The sequence below is a fragment of the Mesorhizobium shangrilense genome (assembly GCF_028826155.1).
Classification (GTDB): domain Bacteria; phylum Pseudomonadota; class Alphaproteobacteria; order Rhizobiales; family Rhizobiaceae; genus Arvimicrobium; species Arvimicrobium flavum.
Genome location: NZ_JAQGPN010000001.1, coordinates 1,769,109 through 1,792,479, shown reverse-complemented (window position 1 = coordinate 1,792,479; position 23,371 = coordinate 1,769,109). Strand labels below are relative to the sequence as shown.

General features: G+C 66.1%; 20 protein-coding genes. 17 read left to right on the top strand and 3 right to left on the bottom strand.

Features of this window, described 5'->3' with window-relative positions; genetic code table 11:
• Positions 1-125: 125 nt before the first annotated feature.
• Together PD284_RS08790 and PD284_RS08785 are read left to right on the top strand one after the other, a co-directional pair.
• Entirely contained in the window at positions 126-1,034 is a 909-nt protein-coding gene (locus PD284_RS08790) for an N-acetylmuramidase domain-containing protein (protein ID WP_274627826.1), read from the top strand.
• A 63-nt stretch (positions 1,035-1,097) separates the two neighbouring features.
• Positions 1,098-1,742 carry a 2-dehydro-3-deoxy-phosphogluconate aldolase gene (locus tag PD284_RS08785; protein WP_274627825.1) on the top strand — a complete coding sequence of 215 codons (645 nt, stop codon included), beginning with the start codon at positions 1,098-1,100 and terminating at the stop codon, positions 1,740-1,742.
• Positions 1,743-1,900: 158 nt separating this feature from the next.
• Here the strand turns inward: PD284_RS08785 and PD284_RS08780 are convergent, their stop codons facing one another.
• Together PD284_RS08780 and PD284_RS08775 are read right to left on the bottom strand one after the other, a co-directional pair.
• Positions 1,901-3,547, bottom strand: a complete 1,647-nt coding sequence (locus tag PD284_RS08780) for a peptidoglycan L,D-endopeptidase MepK (protein ID WP_274627824.1) — start codon at positions 3,545-3,547, stop codon at positions 1,901-1,903.
• A 303-nt stretch (positions 3,548-3,850) separates the two neighbouring features.
• Entirely contained in the window at positions 3,851-5,371 is a 1,521-nt protein-coding gene (locus PD284_RS08775; RefSeq protein ID WP_274627823.1) for a sigma-54-dependent transcriptional regulator, read from the bottom strand.
• A 203-nt stretch (positions 5,372-5,574) separates the two neighbouring features.
• Between PD284_RS08775 and PD284_RS08770 the strand changes: the two genes are divergently transcribed.
• The 14 genes from PD284_RS08770 to PD284_RS08710 all read left to right on the top strand — a co-directional run bounded on the left by PD284_RS08770 (position 5,575) and on the right by PD284_RS08710 (position 20,415).
• Positions 5,575-7,428, top strand: coding sequence for a M3 family oligoendopeptidase (locus PD284_RS08770; RefSeq protein WP_274627822.1), 1,854 nt, complete (start codon positions 5,575-5,577; stop codon positions 7,426-7,428).
• A gap of 44 nt (positions 7,429-7,472) precedes the next feature.
• Positions 7,473-8,618 (top strand): aminodeoxychorismate synthase component I, encoded by a 1,146-nt coding sequence (locus tag PD284_RS08765; RefSeq protein ID WP_274627821.1) that lies wholly within the window; start codon positions 7,473-7,475, stop codon positions 8,616-8,618.
• On the top strand, positions 8,567-9,244 hold the full coding sequence (locus tag PD284_RS08760) for an aminotransferase class IV family protein (RefSeq protein WP_274627820.1): 678 nt from the start codon (positions 8,567-8,569) through the stop codon (positions 9,242-9,244). The genes PD284_RS08765 and PD284_RS08760 overlap by 52 nt, the downstream gene beginning before the upstream one ends.
• A 53-nt stretch (positions 9,245-9,297) precedes the next feature.
• Positions 9,298-9,582: a CopG family ribbon-helix-helix protein gene (locus PD284_RS08755; protein WP_274627819.1), complete on the top strand. Its 285-nt coding sequence runs from the start codon at positions 9,298-9,300 to the stop codon at positions 9,580-9,582.
• Positions 9,582-9,869 carry a type II toxin-antitoxin system RelE/ParE family toxin gene (locus PD284_RS26935; protein ID WP_411956188.1) on the top strand — a complete coding sequence of 96 codons (288 nt, stop codon included), beginning with the start codon at positions 9,582-9,584 and terminating at the stop codon, positions 9,867-9,869. Before PD284_RS08755 ends, PD284_RS26935 begins: the two co-directional genes overlap by 1 nt.
• Positions 9,866-10,798 (top strand): heme-dependent oxidative N-demethylase family protein, encoded by a 933-nt coding sequence (locus tag PD284_RS08750; protein ID WP_274630581.1) that lies wholly within the window; start codon positions 9,866-9,868, stop codon positions 10,796-10,798. Before PD284_RS26935 ends, PD284_RS08750 begins: the two co-directional genes overlap by 4 nt.
• An 88-nt stretch (positions 10,799-10,886) precedes the next feature.
• On the top strand, positions 10,887-12,332 hold the full coding sequence (locus PD284_RS08745) for a homospermidine synthase (RefSeq protein WP_274627818.1): 1,446 nt from the start codon (positions 10,887-10,889) through the stop codon (positions 12,330-12,332).
• Between the two features lie 92 nt (positions 12,333-12,424).
• Positions 12,425-12,808, top strand: coding sequence for a hypothetical protein (locus PD284_RS08740; protein ID WP_274627817.1), 384 nt, complete (start codon positions 12,425-12,427; stop codon positions 12,806-12,808).
• Between the two features lie 215 nt (positions 12,809-13,023).
• Positions 13,024-14,277: a phenylacetate--CoA ligase family protein gene (locus tag PD284_RS08735; protein ID WP_274627816.1), complete on the top strand. Its 1,254-nt coding sequence runs from the start codon at positions 13,024-13,026 to the stop codon at positions 14,275-14,277.
• A gap of 150 nt (positions 14,278-14,427) precedes the next feature.
• Entirely contained in the window at positions 14,428-16,368 is a 1,941-nt protein-coding gene (locus PD284_RS08730) for a 5'-nucleotidase C-terminal domain-containing protein (RefSeq protein ID WP_274627815.1), read from the top strand.
• Between the two features lie 141 nt (positions 16,369-16,509).
• Complete coding sequence (gene hemH / locus PD284_RS08725) at positions 16,510-17,583, top strand: ferrochelatase (protein ID WP_274627814.1); 1,074 nt, start codon at positions 16,510-16,512, stop codon at positions 17,581-17,583.
• Positions 17,584-17,656: 73 nt separating this feature from the next.
• Positions 17,657-18,859 (top strand): NAD(P)/FAD-dependent oxidoreductase, encoded by a 1,203-nt coding sequence (locus PD284_RS08720; protein WP_274627813.1) that lies wholly within the window; start codon positions 17,657-17,659, stop codon positions 18,857-18,859.
• A gap of 126 nt (positions 18,860-18,985) precedes the next feature.
• Positions 18,986-19,927, top strand: a complete 942-nt coding sequence (locus tag PD284_RS08715; protein WP_274627812.1) for an SPFH domain-containing protein — start codon at positions 18,986-18,988, stop codon at positions 19,925-19,927.
• A gap of 23 nt (positions 19,928-19,950) precedes the next feature.
• Entirely contained in the window at positions 19,951-20,415 is a 465-nt protein-coding gene (locus PD284_RS08710) for an NfeD family protein (RefSeq protein ID WP_274627811.1), read from the top strand.
• 69 nt (positions 20,416-20,484) lie between these two features.
• Here the strand turns inward: PD284_RS08710 and PD284_RS08705 are convergent, their stop codons facing one another.
• Positions 20,485-21,483, bottom strand: coding sequence for a KpsF/GutQ family sugar-phosphate isomerase (locus PD284_RS08705; protein WP_274627810.1), 999 nt, complete (start codon positions 21,481-21,483; stop codon positions 20,485-20,487).
• Between the two features lie 201 nt (positions 21,484-21,684).
• Between PD284_RS08705 and PD284_RS08700 the strand changes: the two genes are divergently transcribed.
• Positions 21,685-23,358 (top strand): outer membrane beta-barrel protein, encoded by a 1,674-nt coding sequence (locus tag PD284_RS08700; RefSeq protein ID WP_274627809.1) that lies wholly within the window; start codon positions 21,685-21,687, stop codon positions 23,356-23,358.
• Positions 23,359-23,371: the final 13 nt, after the last annotated feature.

Here is a 23,371-nt window from a genome sequence, read left to right as displayed (position 1 = left end):
TGTTTTCGGGCGTGTTTCCAATGACTTGCCGGATCGCGGAGGAGACGCCCCTCCGCAATTCGACAGGAATTTTGTCCCCGCCGGCCAATCTCGGGCGACAATGCCGCGTTTCATGGAGATGCTGCATGTTCGATGAGAAAGTGAAGAGTGCAGTCCGGCAGGTGGCGAATGCGCTGCAGGTCGACCCCGCAGCCCTGCTCGCCATCGCGGAGGTCGAGAGCGGCGGCAGGGCGTTCGCCATGGTCGACGGCCGCGCCGAACCGCTGATCCGTTTCGAAGGCCACTACTTCGACCAGCGCCTGACCGGCGAGGAGCGCAGGCGAGCCCGAGCATCCGGGCTGTCCTCGCCGACGGCCGGTGCAGTCAGGAATCCGGCACCGCAGGCCGGGCGCTGGCAGCTGCTGGCGCAAGCGTCGGAGATCGACCGTCGCGCGGCGCACGAGTCCGTCTCGTGGGGCCTCGGCCAAGTCATGGGCGCCCATTGGAAATGGCTTGGCTTCGATTCCGTCGACAGGCTCGTGGAGGAAGCCCGCAGCGGGCTGGATGGCCAGATCCGGCTCATGGCGCGCTACATCGAGAAGGCCGGGCTGGTCGACGAAATCCGCAGGCGCGACTGGGAGGCGTTTGCCCGTGCCTACAATGGCCCCGCCTACGCGCGAAGCCGATACCATTCCCGGATCGCCGCCGCATATGAGCGGTATCGCATCGAAGAGGCAGCGGCATCCCGCCCGGTCCGCGCACAGGAAGATCGGCCCAATCCCGAAAAGGCTACCACCGCCGAAGGCGTTGCCGACCTGCAACGCATGCTTTCCGCCACAGGTTATCCTCTGAAGCCAGATGGCGTCATCGGGCCGGCGACGAAAAAGGCGATCCGGCGCTTCCAGGCCGACAACGGCCTTACCGTCGACGGCGTCGCCGGGCCGGAAACGCTCGCGGCCTTGCGCGACGCGGCGCCGCTTGGCGATGGCGGGGTGGGTGCCTGGCGGCGCTTCATGCGCCTCGTCAGGGGTCTGTTCGGATCGGCTACGAGCTGATGATGCGAATGGACACCTATGCATCGATGTCCTAAATCGGTTGAACTTCAAAGGAGTTCCCGGATGTCCGCCAAGACCGATGCCTTCCTCGCCCTTCTCGCCGGACAGCCGGTGATTCCGGTGCTGAAGATCGACGATGCAAACGATGCCGTTCCGCTGGCGCGCGCATTGGCGAAAGGCGGCCTGCCGGCCATCGAGATCACCCTGCGGACGCCGGATGCGCTGGAAGCGATCCGCCGCGTCGCAGGCGAGGTCGAGGAGGCCATCGTCGGCGCCGGCACCATCCTGAACGCCAGGCAGTTCGAGGAGGCCGCGAAGGCCGGCTCCCGCTTCATCGTCAGCCCGGGCATCACCCGACAGGTGATCGAGGCCGCAGCCGGCAGCGAAGCGCCTCTTCTGCCGGGCACGATCACGCCCGGCGAGATGATGATGGCGCTGGAGGCCGGGATCGACTTCGTGAAATTCTTCCCGGCCGAGCAGGCGGGTGGCGCTGCCTTCCTGAAATCTCTGGCGTCGCCTTTCCAGGGCCTGCGCTTCTGCCCGACGGGCGGCATCAGTGCGGCCAACGCGCGCGACTACCTCGGCCTGCCCAACGTCATCTGCGTCGGCGGCTCCTGGGTGGCGCCCGACGCGATGGTCAAGGCCGGAAAGTGGGCCGAGGTCGAGGCGCTGGCGCGCGAGGCGAGCGGCCTGAGGAAGCCCGGCTGACGGTCGATCCCGAAAGCAGGGATCGGTTCTCGCTGAACCAAGAAGGCAGAAGCGACCGTCGCGATCGGACGGGAGCCCGTTCATCAAACGAAAGCGGCCCATTCGGGCCGCTTCGCGCATTATTGGAAGCCTGGTCGGTGAAGCCGGCTGCCGCTGGCTCAGTTCGTCTCGAAGCGCGCCACCGGCAGGAAGGCGACGGCCTTGCCCGAGAAGCTGCCGGTGTCGAGTTCCTTGCCGCCCGGCTGGAAGCCGTCGGCGTAGACTTCGATCGGCGCCGTGCGCACGATGTTGTAGGCGAAGGAAGGCGCGGAGTTGCCGCCCTTGCCCTTGGCGACGTAGTCCGTGTCGAGCGCCCACCGCGCATCCGCGGGTTGCGCCGGCACCACCACCGAGGCAGGGCGAGGCTTGCTGTCCCGCGGCGTGGCGCGGCCCGCCTTCTGGGTGGACTTGGTCTCAGTCCGGACGATGGTGACCGGTTCGTTCTCCAGGGCGCGCTCGGCAGCGAGATCACGCGGCGCAGAGGCTTCGATGAGAGCGGCGATCTGGAAGCTGTCTTCCTCTTCTTCCTCGTCGTCCATGCCCATGCCGGTCTGGTCCGCGACCGCCATGACGGCCGGCTCGGGGCGCGCCTCGGGGACGGCGGCGAAAGCTTCGATCGCCTCGGCGACGGCCGGCCGTTGCGTCGGCATCGGCACGCCTGCATCCGCGTTGGCCAGCGCCAGGAGGATCGGGTCGTCGGCCTCCGGGTTCGCCGGAGCATAGTCCGGACGCCAGGTCGGGAGCGGAACCTTGAACGACGCTTCGGCCACGGTCGCATTCAGGCTGTCGGCGGGAGCCGCGCCGATTGCAGCGACGACCGGATCGTTCATGTCGATCGGCAGTTCGGCCGCCGGCGCGGGGCCGACCTCGGCGCTCGGCCGCGGCGCGATTTCAGGCAGCGGCACCGAACGCTGCGGCAGCGCGGCGACGATGGTTTCCGGAACCTCTTCGGCCGGGACGGGAGCCCTCGGCTCTATGGCTGGCATCGGGGTGGGACGCGCAACCTCGGCCGGCTTCTGCGGCTCGCGGCGGGCCGGCGTCTCTTCGGCATCGGCGACGCCGCCGCTTTCCTCTTCCTCGTCCGCGCTGCGGCCGAACAGGGCCGCCAGCAATCCCTTGGACTTGCGGCCGCTGTCGTTGCCGACCATGGCGAGCGCGGTTCCGCCAGACTTCTTGCGCGATTCATAGGAGGCCAGCGCCTGGTCGAAACCGGGCAGCGGCTTGCCGTCGCTCGGCACGTGCAGCGTATTGCCCTTCGGGAAGACGGCGACGAGTTCCTTGCGGCTCATGCGCGGCCAGTGGCGAACATTGCCGACGTCCATATGGATGAAGGGCGAGCCGGAGCGAGGATAGTAGCCGACGCCGCCGCCCTGCGCCTTGAGGGCGAGGTCCCGCACCTTCTTCAAAGGCACGCCGGGGATGAAGAAATCCATGGCGTTGCCGAGCATGTGCTGGCTCTTCTTGGCGACGCCCTTCGAACGGCTGCGCAGCATCGAGTTGGTCGCCGGCGAGCGATAGGCGGAGACGACATTGATATAGCCGTTAGAGCCGGACCCTTCGTAAACCGACCACACGAGATCGAGCAGACGGGGGTTCATCTTGGTCGGCTCGTTGCGGCGCCAGTCGCGCAGGAAGCGATTGATCTTCGCCAGCCCGGCGGAATCGTAGCGGCCGTTGCGCTTGTAGACGATTTCGGCCTTCTCGCCGGTATGAATGAAGTGCAGCTTCAACGACCGGGTTTCGGCCTGCGAAGCCTGTGTCGCCAAGGGCGACAACCCCAGTGCGAGAACAAAGGTCGCCAGCAGCTTCAGCCAAGCGGTCGCAAAGGAGTGCCCGCCGGCGATGGGTCGCTCGATACAGATCAAATCAACAGGCCTTGTTAGGTGCCGTTTGTCCCCGGATTTGACGCCCGGACGGTCGTTACACCGGTCCGAATATCGATCCTAATGGTTAATCACTGCTTATTGACGGGGAAATGAGGTAACACCGTGGCGACGATTTGGCAAAACCTTTGCGAGTGGTGACGTGGTAAACAGTTCCTTTCTCAACCGTTTTTGCGGGATCCAGGGTCAGGACGCCAATCTTTCGACACGCTCGGCGACCGGATCGATGCCATATTCCTTCATTTTCCGGTAGAGCGTCGACCGGCCGATGCCGAGTCGGCGCGCCACCTCGCTCAACTGTCCGTTGTAGTGCTCGATGGCGAAGCGGATCATCTCCAGCTCGATGACAGCGAGGGGACGAACGTTGCCGCGATCATCGAGTGTCCGCACCACATGGGTCGCGGGGGCCTTCGGGCGGATATCTTCCCGCTCGACAGCGGGAGCAGCCGCGCCGGCATACGCAGGCTCGCCACGCTCGACAGGCTGGCTCGCCGTCCGGGCATCGCCGATGCGGATCTCCCCCTCGACCTCATGCCTGATCTGCGGGAAATCCGCCGGCTGCAGCGAGGCCCCTTCGCTGAGCACGATCGCCCGCAGGATGGCGTTTTCCAGCTGCCGCACGTTGCCCGGCCAGTCATAGGCCTCGAGCAGGCGGATCGCCTCGGGCGACACCTCGATCCGTTTCTGGGGCGAATGGTGTCTCGCCGCCCTTTCCGCCAGATGGAGCGCCAGCGGCGCGATGTCTTCGCGTCGCTGCCGGAGCGGAGGGATGTGGATCGGATAGACGTTCAGTCGATAGAACAGGTCCTCGCGAAAGCGGCCGTCCTTCACCTGCTGCAGAAGATCGCGATGCGTGGCCGAGATCAGCTTGATGTCGACCTTGACCGTCTGACGGCCGCCGACCGGATCGACTTCGCCCTCCTGCACCGCCCGTAGCAGCTTCACCTGCGCGTCCAGCGGCAGGTCGCCGATCTCGTCGAGGAACAGCGTGCCGCTGTTCGCCTCGACGAACTTTCCGGTGTGCCGTTCGGTGGCCCCTGTGAAGGAACCCTTCTCATGCCCAAACAGGATGCTCTCCACGAGGTTTTCCGGGATCGCCCCACAATTGACCGTGACAAAGGGCTTCGACCGCCTGTCGCCGGCTCCCTGGATGGCGCGCGCGAAAATCTCCTTGCCGACGCCTGATTCGCCCTCGATGAGGATGGGGATGTTTGAGGCTGCCGCCTTTTGACCGAGCCGCACGGCCCGCTCCATGGCGGGGCTGTTGGTGATGAGGTCGCGGAAGGAGTGCGCCCTTCCCCGCCGACCGGAGCGCCGCGTCTCGCCCTCCAGTTCCTCTACCTTCAGCGCATGGGTGATCGCCGTCTGCAGGCGGTCGGGCGATGCCGGCTTCACGACGAAGTCGACCGCGCCGGCGCGCATGGCCGACACGGCCGTCTCGATGCCGCCCTGCGCGGTCTGGACGATGACCGGTGTCTTGATCGATCGCTGGGCGAGCCGCTTCAGCACGCCGAGCCCGTCGATGCCTGGCATCATCAGGTCGAGGATCACCACATTGACGCGGTCGCCGGCCGGTCCTTCAAGGTAGGCAAGCGCCTGCTCGCCGTTCTCGGCAACGGTCGCCTCGTGCTCGAAACGGCGCACAGCAGCCTCGAGGAGGCGCCGCTGAACGGGATCGTCGTCGACGATGAGGACGTGTGCAGGCATGAACTCGGTCGGGTCGCTCACAGATTCCAGGCTGGACCATACTGGCACACGGTCCTAAATAACCGCCCAAGAAAGCAGGTGAACGAAACATTAGGATCGTTGGCCGCATTCGCGAGGTGACGAGACTCAGGTAATGCCGGATTGTCCTGATCCTCCGCCCGCGCCGGCCGCAATAACTCCACCGGACATTGGAAGGTTGTTTGATGCGCTATCCATCTGATCGCGAAGGCACCGCCGCGGCTGCCAGGACTGCCGCCGCCGGACCGGCCGCTGCCCCGGCTTCAGCCGGGCTGCCTGAGTGGAACTTAGCCGATCTTTACCCCTCCATGGATGCGCCGGAACTCGCCGCCGACATGGCGCGCGCGCTGGAGGCGGCGACGGAGTTCGAAAGCGCCTGGCGCGGCAAGCTTTCCGCGGAGGCGGAGAAGGGCGCCGCCGGCCGGCTCGGCGAGGCCGTCAAGGCCTATGAAGCGATCGACGAACTGGTCGGCCGCATCGGTTCCTTCGCCGGCCTCGTCTATGCCGGCGACACGTCGGACCCCAAGCGGGCCAAGCTTTATGGCGATGTGCAGCAGAAGATGACGGACGCCAGCGCGCACCTGCTCTTCTTCGCGCTCGAACTGAACCAGATCGACGACAATCTCGTCCTTGCTGCGCTCGACGCCGACCCGCTGTTCGGCCACTACCGTCCGTGGGTCCTCGATCTCAGGATGGACAAGCCGCACCAGCTTGAGGACCGCATCGAGCAACTGTTCCACGAGAAGTCGCTCACGGGCCGCGCCGCCTGGAACCGGCTGTTCGACGAGACGATCACCGACCTGCGCTTCGAGGTCGGCGGCGAGGAGCTGATCCTCGAGCAGACGCTCCACCGCCTGCAGGAGCCCGACGGCGCGGTGCGGCGCGAGGCGGCCGAGGCGCTGGCGCGGACCTTCAAGGCGAACCTGCGCACCTTCACGCTGATCACGAACACGCTTGCCAAGGACAAGGAGATCTCCGACCGCTGGCGCGGCTTCGCCGACATCGCCGACTCGCGCCACCTCGCCAACCGGGTCGAGCGCGGCGTCGTGGACGCGCTGGCCAGCGCCGTCCGCGAGGCATATCCGCGCCTGTCGCATCGCTACTATCGCATGAAGGCGCGATGGCTCGGCCTGGCGGAGATGAACCACTGGGACCGCAACGCGCCGCTGCCCGAAACGCCGCAGGCGACGATCGCATGGGACGATGCCAGGGACACGGTGCTGTCGGCCTATCACGACTTCTCCCCGCAGATGGCCGGGATCGCCAAAAACTTCTTCGACCGCAACTGGATCGATGCGCCCGCCCGACCGGGCAAGGCGCCGGGCGCCTTCGCGCATCCGACGGTGCCGTCGGCGCATCCCTACGTGCTGCTGAACTACATGGGCAAGCCGCGCGACGTGATGACGCTCGCCCACGAACTGGGCCACGGCGTGCACCAGGTGCTCGCTGCCGGACAGGGCGCCCTGATGGCCCCTACCCCCCTGACGCTGGCCGAAACCGCCTCGGTCTTCGGCGAGATGCTGACCTTCCGCTCGCTGCTCGACCGCACGACGGACCGCCGCGAGCGCAAGGCGATGCTCGCTCAGAAGGTCGAGGACATGATCAACACTGTCGTGCGCCAGATCGCCTTCTACGAGTTCGAGCGCAAGGTGCACACCGAGCGCAAGAACGGCGAACTGACCGCCGACAAGCTGGGCGAGTTCTGGCTGGAGGTACAGGCGGAAAGCCTCGGCCCGGCGATCAAGCTGCGCGAGGGATACGAGACCTTCTGGACCTACATCCCGCACTTCATCCACTCGCCCTTCTACGTCTATGCCTACGCATTCGGGGACTGCCTGGTGAACTCGCTCTATGCGGTCTACCAGAACGCCGAGCAGGGGTTTCAGGAGAAGTATTTCGAGATGCTGAGGGCCGGCGGCACCAAGCATCATTCCGAGCTTTTGAAGCCGTTCGGGCTCGATGCGACGGACCCGAACTTCTGGAGCAAGGGGCTGGCCCTGATCTCGGACCTGATCGACGAACTGGAACGACTGGATTGAGCCGCACGGCCCGCCCCATGCGCGAACGGTAGGAACCGGCCGCCATGGCCCCGCCCTTCATTCTCTTCCGGGACGACCTTGCCGGGCGCGAGCTGCTGTTCGAGGCGCCGCGGGAGCTGATCGTCGCCGATACGCCGGCCGACTTCTTCGCCGCCCTGGAGCGAGCCGAGGCCGCGCGCGCGGCGGGCAGATGGCTCGCCGGCTATTTTTCCTACGAGGCCGGGTTTCTGTTCGAGCCGAAGCTTGCGGCGATCATGCCCGAGGGACGGCGCGTCCCGCTCCTGACGCTGGGCGTGTTCGATGCGCCCGCGGACCGCGGCAGCCAGCAACAGGCGGCGCAGCCCACCAACGGCCCGATCTTCGAAGCTCGGGCGCGCTGGACCTTCGATGACTACCGCGAACGCTTCGAGCGGCTTCACCGGCACATCCGCCTGGGCGACTGTTACCAGGGCAACCTGACCTTCCCCATCGATGCGGAATGGTCGGGCGATCCGCTTGCCGATTTCGACGCCCTGACGGCCCGCCAGCCGGTGCGCTACGGGGCGCTGGCCGCGCTCGGCGGCCCGGTGGTGCTGTCGCGCTCGCCTGAACTGTTCTTCCAGGTGGACCAGGAAGGCTGGATCGAAACGCATCCGATGAAGGGCACGGCGCCGCGCGGCGAGACAGCGGTGGAGGACGAGCGCCTGAAGGAGTTCTTGCGCAACGATCCGAAGAACCAGGCCGAGAACCGCATGATCGTCGACCTGCTGCGCAACGACATCTCGCGCATCACCGAGGTCGGCACGCTCGACGTGCCCGAGCTGTTTCGCATCGAAAGCTATCCGACCGTCCACCAGATGGTAAGCAGGGTTCGCGCCCGGCTGACGCCCGGAACGACGATCGCGGACATTTTTCGCGCGCTGTTCCCCTGCGGCTCGATCACCGGCGCGCCGAAGATGCGGGCGATGGAGATCCTGCGCGAGCTGGAAGACACGCCACGCGACGCCTATTGCGGCGCCATCGGCTGGATCGCGCCGGGCGGCCCGATGCGGTTTTCGGTGGCCATCCGCACCATCACGCTCTTTCCAGAAGGCAAGGCAGTCTACAATGTGGGCGGCGGCGTGGTTTTCGATTCCACGGCCGAGGAGGAGTATGCCGAATGCCTGCTGAAAGCGCGCTTCGCGACGGGGAGCCTGCCGGCTTCGAGCTGATTGAAACGCTGCGGTGGGAGCCCGGCTTCGGCTTCGTGCGCCTGGAGCGGCATCTGCGCAGGCTCTACGCCTCGGCCGCCGAACTCGGCTTCGCCTTCGAAGCCGAGAAGGTCGGCAAGTCGCTCTCCACCGCGCTCAATGGCGCTGCAGGCCCCATGCGCGTGCGCCTCGCGCTGTCGCAGGGCGGCGACGCCAGCACGTCGGCGCACCCCTTCGAGCCTGTGTCGGCCGGTAAGGTCTGGAGGGTCCAGATCGCACGAACCCGTCTCTCGTCGACGGACGTGCTCCTGCGCCACAAGACGACGCGGCGGCAGATATACACGCAGGCCCGAGCAGAACACCTGATCCATCAGGCGGACGAGGTGCTGATGGCAAATGAACGGGGCGAAATCTGCGAGGGCACCATTGCAAACGTCTTTGCCGATTTCGGCGACGGCGTGCTTTTGACGCCCCGCCTCGACTGCGGGCTGCTGCCGGGCGTCCTGCGCGCCGAACTGCTCGACCAGGGCAAGGCGCGCGAGGCGGTGCTGACGCTGGAGCAGCTCCGCGCGGCGAAGGCGCTGTTCGTCGGCAACTCGCTGCGCGGGCTGATCCCTGCGCAGCTTGCATTCGCGCCGGTAGATTGACCGGTATGTTCGGGGCGAATACACTGTGTTCGCCTGTATTCGGAGGGTGGTCGATGACCGCAAGCGAGACATTTTCTGTACGCCTTTCCCCGGAGACAAAGCGGGAACTGGAGGAGTATGCGCGGGCCACAAAACGCTCCAGCGCCTTCATCGTGAAGGAGGCCGTCGAAGCCCACCTGTCCGAACGACGCGCCTACCTCGCGGCAGTGGAGGAGGCCGAGCGTGAAGTTGAGCGGGGCGAAACGATCCCGGGAGACGAAGTCATCGATTGGCTCCGCTCGTGGGGCAGGCCTGACGAACTGCCGGCTCCAAGCGCGCGCAGATCCAAAGTCGCGTAGTGAGGATCGAGATCTCCAGCTCTGCCGAACGCGATCTTCGTGAAATCCGCGCGTACATAGGCGCAGACAATCCGGGTGCCGCTGACGAGGTCGCGGGACGCATCGTCAAGGTGTTTCTCCTTATACGCGCAAATCCCGAGATCGGTCGCCCGAGCGAGTCTGGATCGACCCGCGAGTGGTCGGTGCCGGGACTTCCATACGTCATACCTTACAAGGTACGATCCGGCGTCCTTTATATCCTGCGCATCTACCACACCCGCCGCCTGAGACCGCCCAATTGGCAGTGACCCTCCCCGCCCACACCCCCTATGACGGCTCGTCGAAGCCGTTCACGATCGGCCTGAAACCGCTCGACCCGGCGACGTGGATCGAGATCGACGGCACGTTCGACGTCCAGATGCGCGAGAAGCGGCGCCTGCTCGCCTCGATCCCCGAAGAGGTGTTCGTCGAGGAGCCGGATACGCGGGCCGCACAGCGCGAAGTGCTGGACATGATCCGCACCCATGTCGCCGCGACCTTTCCGGATCGCTACCAGCCGGGCTGCAAAGGCCTCGCGATCGCCGGCCATCCGGCGCTGACGACCGCGCAGATGGAGACGCTGCCGCCGCTGCAGGCCGCCGCCCATCTGGTGCAGGAGGATCTGATCCTGATGCGCCGGGGCGAGGACGGCTGGCGGCTGGCCGCCGGCGTGCTCTGCTTCCCCTCCTCCTGGTCGCTGCGCGAAAAATTCGGCAAGCCGCTGCAGCAGATCCATGTCCCCGTTCCCGGTTTCGGGCCCGGCACGCGTATCGCCGACCTCATCCACCGCATGTTCGACAATCTGAAGGTCGAACAGCCGGTCGAACGCATGAACTGGTCGCTGCAGGCCGTGCCCGACCTCTATTACCCGCTGTCCAACGACCAGCGGGACGAGCGCGCCACGACGCGGCCCGCCAAATTCGCGGACCTTGCGGCAGTCGCCCGGGGCTTCATCCGCGTCGAGCGGCAGACGCTGCGCAAGCTGCCAGCCTCCGGCGACATCCTGTTCACGATCAGAATCTTCCTCGACCCGTTCGAGGCGCTGCGGCGGCATCCAGACGGGGCAGAACTGTCGCGCGCCTTCGCCTCGCAGCTCGCGGCGATGGATGACAAGCAGCTCGATTACAAGGGCCTGACCGCCGACCGCGACCGGCTCATAGAGGCGCTGCACGGTTTTGCGGCCGAGCCCCTGGCCTAGACCGGCATCCGGCTTTCAGCTTTATTGTGACAGGAAACTGTGGTTTCAGGCGGCTTCCTATACCCGTCATCTGCACGAAGGAGTTGAAATGGCGAACGGCAAATGGCCCGTCTACGGCGAGATCACCGGTCCAATCGTGATCATCGGCTTCGGCTCGATCGGACGCGGGGCGCTGCCGCTCATCGAGCGCCATTTCAAGTTCGACAAGTCGCGCATGGTGGTCATCGATCCTCGCGACGACGACCGCAAGCTGCTCGACGAGCGCGGTATCAAGTTCGTTCACGAGGCGGTCACCAAGAAGAATTACAAGAAGCTCCTGACGCCGCTGCTCACCAAGGGTGGCGGTCAGGCCTTCTGCGTCAACCTCTCCGTCGACACCGGCTCGGTCGACCTGATGCGGCTCACCCGCAAGCTGGGCGCCCTCTATGTCGACACGGTGATCGAGCCCTGGCTGGGATTCTACTTCGACGCCAAGGCCGACAATGCCAGCCGGACCAACTATGCGCTGCGCGAATCGCTTCTGGAAGAAAAGCGCGCGCACCCGGGCGGCACGACCGCGGTCTCCACCTGCGGCGCCAATCCGGGCATGGTGTCCTGGTTCGTCAAGCAGGCTCTGGTCAACCTCGCCAGGGACCTCAAGATCGACTTCGAGGAGCCCGTGAACGGCGACCGCGAGGGCTGGGCGAAGCTGATGAAGAAGGCCGGCGTCAAGGGCATCCACATCGCCGAGCGCGACACCCAGCGCACCAAGAAGCCGAAGCCGCTGAACGTCTTCTGGAACACCTGGTCGGTAGAGGGCTTCATTTCTGAGGGCCTGCAGCCCGCAGAACTCGGCTGGGGCACCCACGAGAAGTGGATGCCGAAGAATGCGCGCAAGCACAAGAAGGGCTCGAAGGCCGGCATCTTCCTGGAGCAGCCCGGCGCCAACACCCGCGTGCGCTCCTGGTGCCCGACGCCGGGCGCGCAGTACGGGTTCCTGGTCACCCACAACGAGTCGATCTCCATCGCCGATTTCTTCACGCTGCGCGACAAGAAGGGCAAGGTGAGCTACCGCCCGACCTGCAACTACGCCTACCACCCCTGCAACGACGCGGTTCTGTCGATGCACGAGATGTTCGGCCAGGCCGGCAAGGCACAGCCGGTGCAGCATGTGCTGGACGAGAACGAGTTGGTGGATGGTGTCGACGAGCTCGGCGTGCTGCTCTACGGGCACGACAAGAACGCATACTGGTACGGTTCGCAACTGTCGCTGGAGGAAGCGCGCAAGCTGGCGCCCTACCAGAACGCGACCGGCCTGCAGGTCACGTCGGCCGTGCTCGCCGGCATGGTCTGGGCGCTGGAGAACCCCGAAGCGGGCATCGTCGAGGCTGACGAGGTCGACTATCGCCGCTGCCTCGAGGTTCAGCTTCCGTATCTCGGTCCCGTCAACGGCTATTACACGGACTGGACCCCGCTCGACGGGCGGCCCGGGCTGTTCCCGGAGGACATCGACAAGAAGGACCCCTGGCAGTTCCGCAACATCCTGGTCAGATAATTCGCCAGCGCCGCAGCTGGCGCGGCTCGCGCCTTGCAATCCGTTCAAAATGCGGCAATGACGAAGGCGCGGACCTTGGAGAGGACTTTTTCATGACGATGAAACGCAAGCTCGTTTCAGCCGGCGCAACGGCGCTTCTTGCTGTGCTTCTCGCAGGCTGCATGAGCGGCACTCCTTCCGGCCGTCCCCCGACGGGCGCCCAGACGAGCGGCGTAGACGGCGATTGGGTCGGCACCGATGGCGTCGCCATTTCCTCGCTGAACCAGGGCCAGTTCGCGTCGCGCTCGATGGCGACGGGCGAGACGCTGACCACGGGAAGCTACACCTTCCGCGACCAGCGCACGATCGACCTCGACTTCTTCTCGGTGAAGAGCCAGCAGAGCACGCGGGCCACTTGCATCCTCGTCGATCTCAACCAGATGAACTGCACGCTCGCAACGGGCACGCAGTTCGTGCTGACGCGCAAGCTGGCCTGAGCCGGCCAGCTCGCAGTCTCCAGCGCCTCTGCTCTCCGGCGTAGTTTCGCGCCCTTCCTCACTTCATTGCCGGACACTCTCCCCTCGACGGGGAGAGAGCCGCCGCCTGCGACCTTGACGTCACGCTAACGCCGAAACCCGCGGTGACGACGTCCCCTCGCCGCTTGCGCGCCGACATTGCGGTCGCCATAACGTCCGGAGCCTGAGGAGGATACATGGCCGACCATTTCGACCCGCTGGAGACGCGCGCACCGGATGCCCGGGAGGCGGCTCTGTTCTCCGCCCTGCCCGCCTTCCTGAAAGCCGCAAAGCAGAACGCGCCCGGCCTCGCCCGCTGGTTGGCGGATGTCGACACGGACAAGGTCACCGACCGCGCGCAACTGGCGAAACTCCCCGTCCTGCGCAAGGCGGAACTCATGGAGTTCCAGGCGGCGGAGCCCCCCTTCGGCGGCTTTGCCGATCCGGCGGCCCTGCGCGGCAACCGCATCCACCTTTCGCCCGGCCCGCTGTGGGAGCCCCACGCTCCGGAACCCGATGCGTGGCTCGGCGCACGCGCCCTGTTCGCGGCCGGCGTCCGCGCCGGCGACATCGTGCACAACGCCTTCGCCTATCACATGACGCCCGGCGGCTTCATGATCGACCAGGGCGCCCGCGCGCTCGGCTGCACGGTGTTTGCCGCCGGCATCGGCAATACCGACATGCAGGTGGATGCCGCCGCCACGCTCCGGCCGCGCGTCTATTGCGGCACCCCCGATTTCCTGAAGGTGCTGCTGGAACGGGCAAATGACGCCGGCAAGGACCTGTCGTCCTTCCGGCTGGGCCTGGTCTCGGGCGGCGCCCTGTTTCCTTCCATGCGCGACGACTATCGCGCGCGGGGGGTCGACGTGTTCCAATGCTACGCGACGGCGGAATTCGGCGTCATCGCCTATGAAAGCGCCGCAGCGGACGGCACGCCCAACCCAGGCATGATCGTCAACGAGAACCTGATCGTCGAGATCGTGCGGCCAGGCACCGGCGACCCGGTGCCCGACGGTGAGGTCGGCGAGGTCGTGGTGACCAGCTTCAATCCCGCCTACCCGCTGGTTCGCCTCGGCACCGGCGATCTTTCGGCCGTGCTCCCGGGTGCATCCCCCTGCGGACGCACCAACATGCGCATCAAGGGCTGGATGGGGCGGGCCGACCAGCGGACCAAGATCAAGGGCATGTTCGTGGACCCGAAGCAGGTCGCCGAGGTGCTGCGGCGGCATCCCGAGATCGCGAGGGCGCGGCTGGTGGTGCGCCGCCACGGCGACAGCGACGCCATGACCCTGCACGTGGAGGCGGCAGGCGGAGCCTCGCCGGACGCCAAGGCGATCGCCGCCACGCTGCGCGATGTCACCAAGCTTGGCGGCAGCGTCGAGATCGCGGCGGGCGGCGCGCTTCCCAACGACGGCAAGATCATCTCCGACGAGCGCGACTACCAGTCCTGAACCATCCGGAACGCGCCTCCTGATTCCGCTTGCATCGCGCCGTGCGCGATGGAAACATGAATGCACAACCGCTTGAAACAAAACTGACGAACAGAGGCAGTAGCGGTCGCATTCAAAGCTTTGGGAACAAAATACACCCGGGAGATCAAGATGAAGAAGCTCGCCGCCATTGCCGCCTTGTCGGCCTCGGCTGTCGGCCTTTCGGCGGGGGTATCCTTTGCCGACTACACGTTGACCATTCTTCACATCAACGACTGGCACAGCCGGATCGAATCCAACAACAAATACGAGTCGACCTGCTCTGCCGAAGAAGAAGGCAAGGGCGAATGCATCGGCGGCGCAGCCCGGCTCATCACCGCGATCAACCAGGAGCGCGAGAAGCTGAAGGACCAGAACGTCATCCTTCTGAATGCCGGCGACAACTTCCAGGGCTCGCTGTTCTACACGACATACAAGGGCAAGGCCGAGGGCGAGTTCCTCAACCAGATGAAGTTCGACGCCATGGCGCTCGGCAACCACGAGTTTGACGACGGCGAGGAAGCGCTGGTGCCGTTCATCGAACAGGCGCAGTTCCCGATCCTCGGCGTCAACATCAAGCCGAACAACCAGTCGAAGGCGAACGGGAAGATCAAGCCGTCCGTCGTGCTGGAGGTCGGCGGCCAGAAGATCGGCATCGTCGGCGCGGTGACGACAGAAACGCCCGAAATCGCAGCGCCGGGCCCCAACATCCAGATCGAGGACGACGTCGCCAACATCGCGGCTGAGGTGAAGAAGCTCGCCGGCGAGGGCGTCGACAAGATCATCGCGCTGACCCACATCGGCTACCCGCGCGAGATGGAGATGATCGCCAAGATCCCGGGCGTCGACGTCGTGGTGGGTGGGCACACCCACACGCTGCTCTCCAACACCGATCCCAAGGCGACGGGACCGTATCCGACGATGGTGGACAACCCGCTGGGCTATAAGGTGCCGGTGGTGCAGGCCGCGTCCTATTCGAAGGTGCTTGGCGAACTGCAGGTCACCTTCAGCGACATCGGCATCGTCAAGGAAGCCAAGGGCGACCCGATCCCGCTCGACAGCACGGTGAAGGCGGACGAAAACGTTCTGAAGCGCATCGCCGAACTCGGCGCGCCGATCGAGGATCTGAAGAAGCAGGAGGTCGGCGAGACGACCGGGCCGATCGACGGCAGCCGCGAGAGCTGTCGTGCGCGGGAATGCGAGATGGGCAACCTGGTCTCCGACGCGGTGCTCGACCGCACAAAGGCTCAGGGCGTGACCATCGCCATCTCCAATGGCGGCGGGCTTCGCGCCTCGATCGACCAGGGCGTCGTGACGATGGGCGAGGTGCTGACGGTGCTGCCGTTCCAGAACACCATCGCCACCTTCCAGATCAAGGGCGAGGACCTGGTCGCCGCGCTCGAAGGGGGCTTGAGCCAGCTCGAGGACGGGGCCGGCCGCTTCCCTCAGGTGGCCGGGCTGAAATACTCCTTCGACAAGTCGGTCAAGCCAGACGAAGGCCGCATCAAGGACGTGCAGGTGATGGACGGCGGCAACTGGGCGCCGATCGATCCGGCAAAACTCTACACGGTCGCGACCAACAACTACGTGCGCGGCGGCGGCGACGGCTACAAGATCTTTGCCGAGAAAGCGCAGAACGCCTATGACTTCGGCCCGGGGCTGGAGCAGGTGGTCGCCGACTACCTGGGCAAGAATCGCCCCTACACGCCAAAGATCGAGGGCCGCATCACCGAATTGGCGCAGGCCGAGCCTGCCCCTGCCCCGGCAGCGCCTACCGCTGACACGGCCACGACGCCCGCGACCCCGGACCTGCCGGCAGCCTCCGGCGACATCGCCAACACGCCGCCGACGGTCGAGACACCCGCAGCGGCCGCTCCGGCAGAGACCGCCCAGACGCAGCCGGCCGATGCGGAAAAGACCCACGTGGTCGTCATCGGCGACAACTACTGGAACCTCGCCGAAACCTACTACCACGATGGCGAGAAGTGGATGCTGATCAAGGAGGCCAACGGCCATGAGCCGAAGGCCCTGCCGGTCGGCGCGACCCTGAAGATCCCGGCCGCCGTGCATTAGGCTTTCGGCCCTTCGTTACACGCGCCCGCCCGCACTGTCGGGCGGGCGTTTCGTTTTCCCGGCACCTGCGAGGTGCGGCCAGACGCGGCATTGCAACAGCTGCCGCAGCCTCTAGGTAAAGCGCGATCCGGAGTTTTTCGAATGAACGCGCCCACACTGACGCAAGATGCAAAAGCCCTTGGCTCAAAGGCCCCTGGCCCGCTGCCGGCCGGCCACCCGGTCCTGAAACAGCCCAAGGTCGGCGTCCTGCTGATCAATCTCGGCACGCCCGACGGCACCGACTACAAGTCGATGTGGCGCTACCTGCGCGAGTTCCTGTCCGATCCGCGCGTCATCGAGATGCCGCGCGTCGCCTGGTACCCGATCCTCTACGGCATGGTGCTCACCACGCGGCCGCAGAAGACCGGCAAGAACTACCAGCTGATCTGGAACCGCGAGAAGGACGAGTCGCCGCTGCGCACCTACACCCGGGGCCAGAGCGAGAAGCTGGCGGCGGCTCTCGCCGACCTGCCCAACGTCGTCGTCGAGTGGGGGATGCGCTACGGCAACCCGTCGACGGCGAGCGCGGTGGACGCCTTGACCGCCCAGGGATGCAGCCGCATCGTCGTGCTGCCGCTCTATCCGCAATATTCGGCGACCACGACGGCGACGGCCAACGACCAGTTTTTCCGCAAGCTGATGACGATGCGCGACCAGCCGTCGATCCGCAGCATCCCCGCCTACTACGACGAGCCGGTCTACATCGACGCGCTGGCAGCCTCGATGGAAAGGCACCTCAAGACGCTCGATTTCGAGCCCGAGGTGGTGCTCGCCTCCTACCACGGCATTCCAAAAGCCTATTTCGAGAAGGGCGACCCCTATCACTGCCATTGCCTGAAAACGACGCGCCTGCTGCGGGAGCGTCTCGGCTGGGACGAGACGCGACTGATCTCAACCTTCCAGTCGCGCTTCGGCGCGCAGGAATGGCTGCAGCCCTACACCGACAAGACGGTGGAAAGACTGGCGAAGGAAGGTGTCAAGTCGATCGCCATCATCAATCCCGGTTTCTCGGCCGACTGCATCGAGACGCTGGAGGAGATCGACGGCGAGGTGCGCGAGATTTTTCTCCACGCCGGCGGCAAGAACTTCGCCCACATCCCCTGCCTGAACGACAGCCCAGAGGGCATGGCCGTGATCGAGGCACTGGTGCGGCGGGAACTGTTCGGCTGGGCGTAGCCGGACCCGCAGCCCTTCGCGGAACCCGGCCGCGCTAGCCGCGTTCAGGTCCCGACGTCTGAACGGGGCAACCATGCAGCGCAAACTCGATCTGAGGACGGGAAAGCCCGTCTGGGCGGCATATCGCGCGCCGTCCGTCCCGTTCCATAGCCTGCGCCGAGACCTGAAGACCGACGTCCTCGTCATCGGCATGGGCATCAGCGGCGCGATGGCCGCCGAAGCGCTCACCGCCGCAGGCTGCCGCCTCGTCATGATCGACCGTCGCGGACCGGTGCGCGGGTCCACTGCCGCCTCCACTTCGCTGGTGCAGTACGAGATCGACCAGCCGCTGACGATGCTGGCGAAGAGGATCGGACGCGATCGCGCCGGCAGGGCCTGGCGACGAGCCCGCCTTGCCGTCGCCAACCTGAACGCGCGCATCAGCGAGCTCGGCATTCCCTGCGACCTCGCGCTGCGGCCGTCCCTCTACCTGCAGGGTGACGTGCTCGGCGCCGAGGCGCTGGAGATCGAGGCCGAGGCCAGGCAGGCGGCGGGCCTTGCAGCGGCGTTCCTTTCCCGTGGGCGAGTCCTGGAAGAATACGGCGTCGACCGCGCCGCAATCCGCAGCCACGACAACCTCGCCGTCGATCTGCGCAAGCTCACGGCCGGGCTCCTCCGGAAGGCTCTGCAGCGCGGAGCCCGCGCCTTTGCGCCGGTCGAGGCGACGGCGCTCGTGCACCACGCCGGCGTCGTGGAGGTCGCCACCGCGGCAGGCCCGGTCATCAGAGCCGACCGCGTGGTGCTGGCCACCGGCTACGAACTCATCGACGTCGTACCGGCTGCGAAGCACCGCATCATTTCCACCTGGGCGATCGCCACAGGCCCCCAGCCGAGGAAGCTCTGGCCGGACCGCGCGATGATGTGGGAGGCTTCCGATCCCTATCTCTACCTGCGGGCGACCTCGGACGGCCGCATCGTCTGCGGCGGCGAGGACGAGGATTTCGCCGACGAGGAGGCGCGTGACGCGCTGATCGAGGAAAAGGCCGCGTCCATCGCGGACAAACTCGGCGCGCTGCGGCCTGGCATCGACTCACGGCCGCAATTCGCGTGGACGGGTTCTTTCGGCACGACCACCACCGGCTTGCCCTATGTCGGCGCGCTGCCGCGGCGGCCGCGCATCTTCGCCGTCATGGGCTATGGCGGCAATGGGATCGCCTATTCGCAGATCGCCTCCGAGATGGTTCGTGCCTGGGCAACCGGGAACGAAGCGCCCGACGCCGATCTGTTCGCCTTCTAGCGGCCCGCCGGCGAAACGGTTCGCGGCGATTGCAGGATGCCGCGAACACACATAAATCTTGTCCGGGCTTATCAGTGCGCCGGGCGCGCCCGTTGGGTCCGGCACTGGTTGAGGGAGAAGATGCGCATGGCATTCACCGGCTTCGACATAATCATTCCGATTCTCGTCCTGCTCGTCCTGCTCGTCATCTTCATGGGCGTCAGGACGGTGCCGCAGGGATACAACTACACGGTCGAACGCTTCGGCAGATACACGAAGACCCTGACCCCCGGCCTCAACATCATCATTCCGTTCATCGACCGCATCGGCGCCAAGATGAACATGATGGAGCAGGTGCTCGACGTCCCCACCCAGGAAGTCATCACCAAGGACAACGCCATCGTCTCGGTCGATGGCGTCGCCTTCTACCAGGTCCTCAACGCGCCGCAGGCCGCCTATCAGGTCGCCGGCCTGCAGAACGCCATCCTCAACCTCACCATGACCAATATCCGTTCGGTGATGGGCTCGATGGACCTGGACGAACTGCTGTCGAACCGCGACGCCATCAACGAGCGGCTGCTGAAGATCGTCGACGAGGCGGCCCATGTCTGGGGCATCAAGGTCACCCGCGTCGAGATCAAGGACATCAACCCGCCGGCCAACCTGGTCGAATCCATGGCCCGCCAGATGATGGCAGAGCGCAACAAGCGCGCCCAGATCCTGGAGGCCGAGGGCCTGAAGCAGGCGCAGGTGCTGGAGGCCGAGGGTCGCCGCGAGGCTGCCTTCCGAGACGCCGAGGCGCGCGAGCGCGCCGCCGAGGCAGAGGCCCGCGCCACACAGGTCGTGTCGGAGGCGATCGCCAAGGGCGACGTCCAGGCGATCAATTACTTCGTCGCGCAGAAATACACCGAAGCCATGGCCAAGATTGGCTCGGCCAACAACAGCAAGGTCGTATTGATGCCGATGGAGGCGTCCTCGCTGGTCGGTTCGCTCGGCGGCATCGGCGCCATCGCGCGGGAGGTGTTCGGCGATACGTCGACGCCGCCGCGCAGCCCGTCACGGCCGCCGCGCATCACCTCCGAAGGCTGAGGCAGGGATGAAGGAGCGCCGCCATGCTTGAGCGCATCTTCCTCGAACTCGGCCCCTGGAGCTGGATGGTCCTCGGCTTCGTGCTGCTCGCACTGGAAATCGTCGTCCCCGGCGTCTTCCTGCTGTGGATCGGCATTGCCGCCCTGCTGACCGGCACGCTGTCCCTGCAGCTTTGGGACTGGGCTTCATGGACCTGGCACGTCCAGGTTCTGGTCTTCCTCCTGCTCGCCCTGGTGTCGGCCTATGTCGGAAAGCGCATCTCCAGCTCGAAGGACGCGCTATCCGACCAGCCGCTGCTCAACCGTCGCAGCGAACAGTTACTCGGCCGCACCGCCACGCTGGCCGAGCCGATCACGGAAGGCCGCGGCCGCATCCAGCTTGGCGACACGCTGTGGCGCGTGTCGGGTCCCGATCTGCCGGTCGGGGCACGGGTGAGAGTGGTCAAGGTCGCGGACAGCGACCTGGAACTGGTGGTCGAGCAGGTTTAGCCGCGCTCAAACTCCATCCGATTGTCAGGAAAGAGTCTGACGCCGCCGATAGGGCATAGCCCGATCAGGCTACGCGACGCCCAGGCGCAACAGGTCGTGGAAATGCACCACGCCGACGGGCCGGTCGTTCTCGGTCACCACTAGAGCGCTGATGCTGTGATCGTTGAGCATCGCCATCGCCTTGCCGGCGAGCGTCTGGGGCGGCACGGTCTTCGGCGACGCCGTCATGATCTCGTCAACGACCACGTCGCGAATGTCGCGGTCGAGATGGCGCGCGACGTCGCCGTCCGTGATGATGCCGGCGAGCGTCCCGTCCGCCTCGACGATGCAGACGCAGCCGACCTTCTTCTTGGTGAGCGTCATCACCGCTTCCGGCATCTTCGTGCCCCGCGCAACAAGCGGGATCTGGTCGCCCGTGCGCATGATTTCCGAGATATGGGTAAGATTTGCGCCGAGCTGTCCGCCGGGATGGAAGGTGCGGAAATGGTCGGGCGTGAAACCGCGGGCCTCGAGCAGCGCCACGGCCAGCGCGTCGCCCATCACCAGTTGCGTCAGCGTCGACGTGGTGGGCGCAAGTCCGTGCGGGCAGGCTTCCTGGACGCGGGGCAGCGCCAGCACCACAGTCGATTCGCGGGCGAGCGCCGATGTGTCGCCCGACGTGAGGGCGATCAGCGGGATGGAGAAGCGCCGCGCATAGGCGACGATTCCCTTGAGCTCGGAGGTCTCCCCCGACCACGATATGGCGATGATGGCGTCATCCCGCGCGATCATGCCGAGGTCGCCATGATTCGCCTCGGCGGGGTGCACGAAGAACGCCGGCGTTCCGGTCGATGCCAGGGTGGCGGCGATCTTCGAGCCGATATGGCCGCTCTTGCCGACGCCGGTGACAATGACGCGCCCGGTGATCCCGCCCAGAATCTCGACCGCCTGGGCGAAGGGAGCCGCAAGGCCGTTGTTGAGCGCCTCGGCGAGCGCTGCGACGCCCGCCTGCTCTGTGGCTACGGTACGCATCGCCGACTCGATCGCGGCTTCGGGGCTTGCGGTGCTGGGGACCAATCGCGCTTTCATGCGGCTGCGCATACTCCGTTTGGCCGCGACATGTCTAACACAGAATCCGGCCGCCTCGCCAACTTCGGGTGGCCCTCAACCCTTGGTTAACCATCCACATTTACGGTTCGGTAACGCTGGCGCGCCCGCGCCGCCCGAGACAGTCAGGTGACAATGCCCCAGGCCCGGCCGCAAGCCAGACCGAGAGCCGTACGATGCAAGTTGCGCATTTCCTGCGCGGCGGCCGTCATTGCACTTGCCTCGAACTGGAATGCAGCGGCGCAGGACCGCGACCAGCTGCGCGGACAGGTTCCGGAGGATGCAGTCACCGGGGAACTTCTGCGCCTCCAGCAGCGCGAGAATGCGCGTCGCGGCTCTCAGCCGGCGGCGGGCGCCGCGCCCAGCGCCCCCCAGTATCAACCGGCAAGCGCAGGGGCGATACCCGACGAGGTCGAGGGGGCGGACGCTACGTCAGCCGGCAGCATCTTTTCCGACGACGACGCCGAGGCCGGTTTCCTGCGGACGCCGCCTGCATCCGGCAGGACACCGTCCACGGCGATACGTCGCGCCTCGCAAACCTCCGCAACAGGGCGACCAACCGGTCAGTCGGCTCCGAGCATGGCCACGGAGGAGGAGGAAGAGCCGGACACCACATCAGGCATCGAGCCGGTCGCGCGCCTGGAACGCGAGGGTCGGCTGGAGATGGACGAGGCGCCCGAGCGCGTCGGGGCGATCGAGGGGCTGGATCGCGTGGCGGAGGACAACCCCTACGCGCCGCTCGGGCTGCGCCTGGGTTCCTTCAACGTCTACACATCCCTGGAGCAGGGACTGACCTGGACGTCCAACGTCAACTCGTCACCCGACCCCGAGGCAGCTCTCCAGTCGGAGACGACATTGCGCCTGCGCGCCCTGTCCGACTGGGCGGAGCATTCGGCCAGCCTCGAGGCCTATGGCGTCTTGCGCGAGTCGCTCGATGGCCCCGAAGTCGACGACAACGAAGCCGGCCTCAATGGCGCGCTGCAGCTCGATCTCAGCGACGAGCTGCGCGCCTTGGGCACAGTGCGCTACCTGATGCGGCCGGAATCGGCCTCGTCGCCGGTCGTGATCGAGGACGCGGTGTCACGCCCCCTGCGCCAGACATTCGAGACCACGGCAGGCATCGAAAAGGACATTGGCAAGCTGCGGCTGGCTGCGACCGGCGGCCTACTCTACGATGCCTATGGCGACGCGGACCTTGCCAATGGCGAGGTGCTTTCCCAGGATGAGCGCAATTCGCTCCTCGGAACGGTAACGCTGAGGACAGGCTACGAGATCTCGCCGGCCGTCACCCCCTTCGTCGAAGTCGAGGCCGGCCGGCGCGAGTATGACACCCCGGTGGATACGGCAGGCTTCGAGCGCTCGGCGACCCGGCTTGGCGCGCGCGCCGGCCTGGCGCTCGATCTCGGCGAGAAGCTGCGCGGAGAAGTGGCAGCCGGCTGGCTGCAGGAAACGCCTGACGACGATCGCCTGGAAACCATCTCCAGCCCGACGCTCGACGCCAACCTGATCTGGTCGCCGCATCGCGGAACGAACGTGTTGCTCTACGGCTCGACCACCGTGGAAGGCACGACCACGCCCGGCGAAACAGGCTCGCTGCTCTACACCGCAACGCTGGGCGTCGACCGCGAGATCAGAGCCAACCTGACCGGCAACGCCCTGCTCGGGGCGCAGTGGCGCGACTATGTCGGATCCGACGGCCGCGAGTTGACGCTCATGGCCGAAGCGGGTCTCACCTGGTGGCTGAACCGCAATGTCGGCATTTCCGGCCGGGCCCGCCACGAGCAGGTCGAGAGCAATCTAGAAGGCCGCGACACCACGACGGACAGCGTGTTTCTGGGCCTCAGGCTGCAACACTGATTGGCGACGCGCC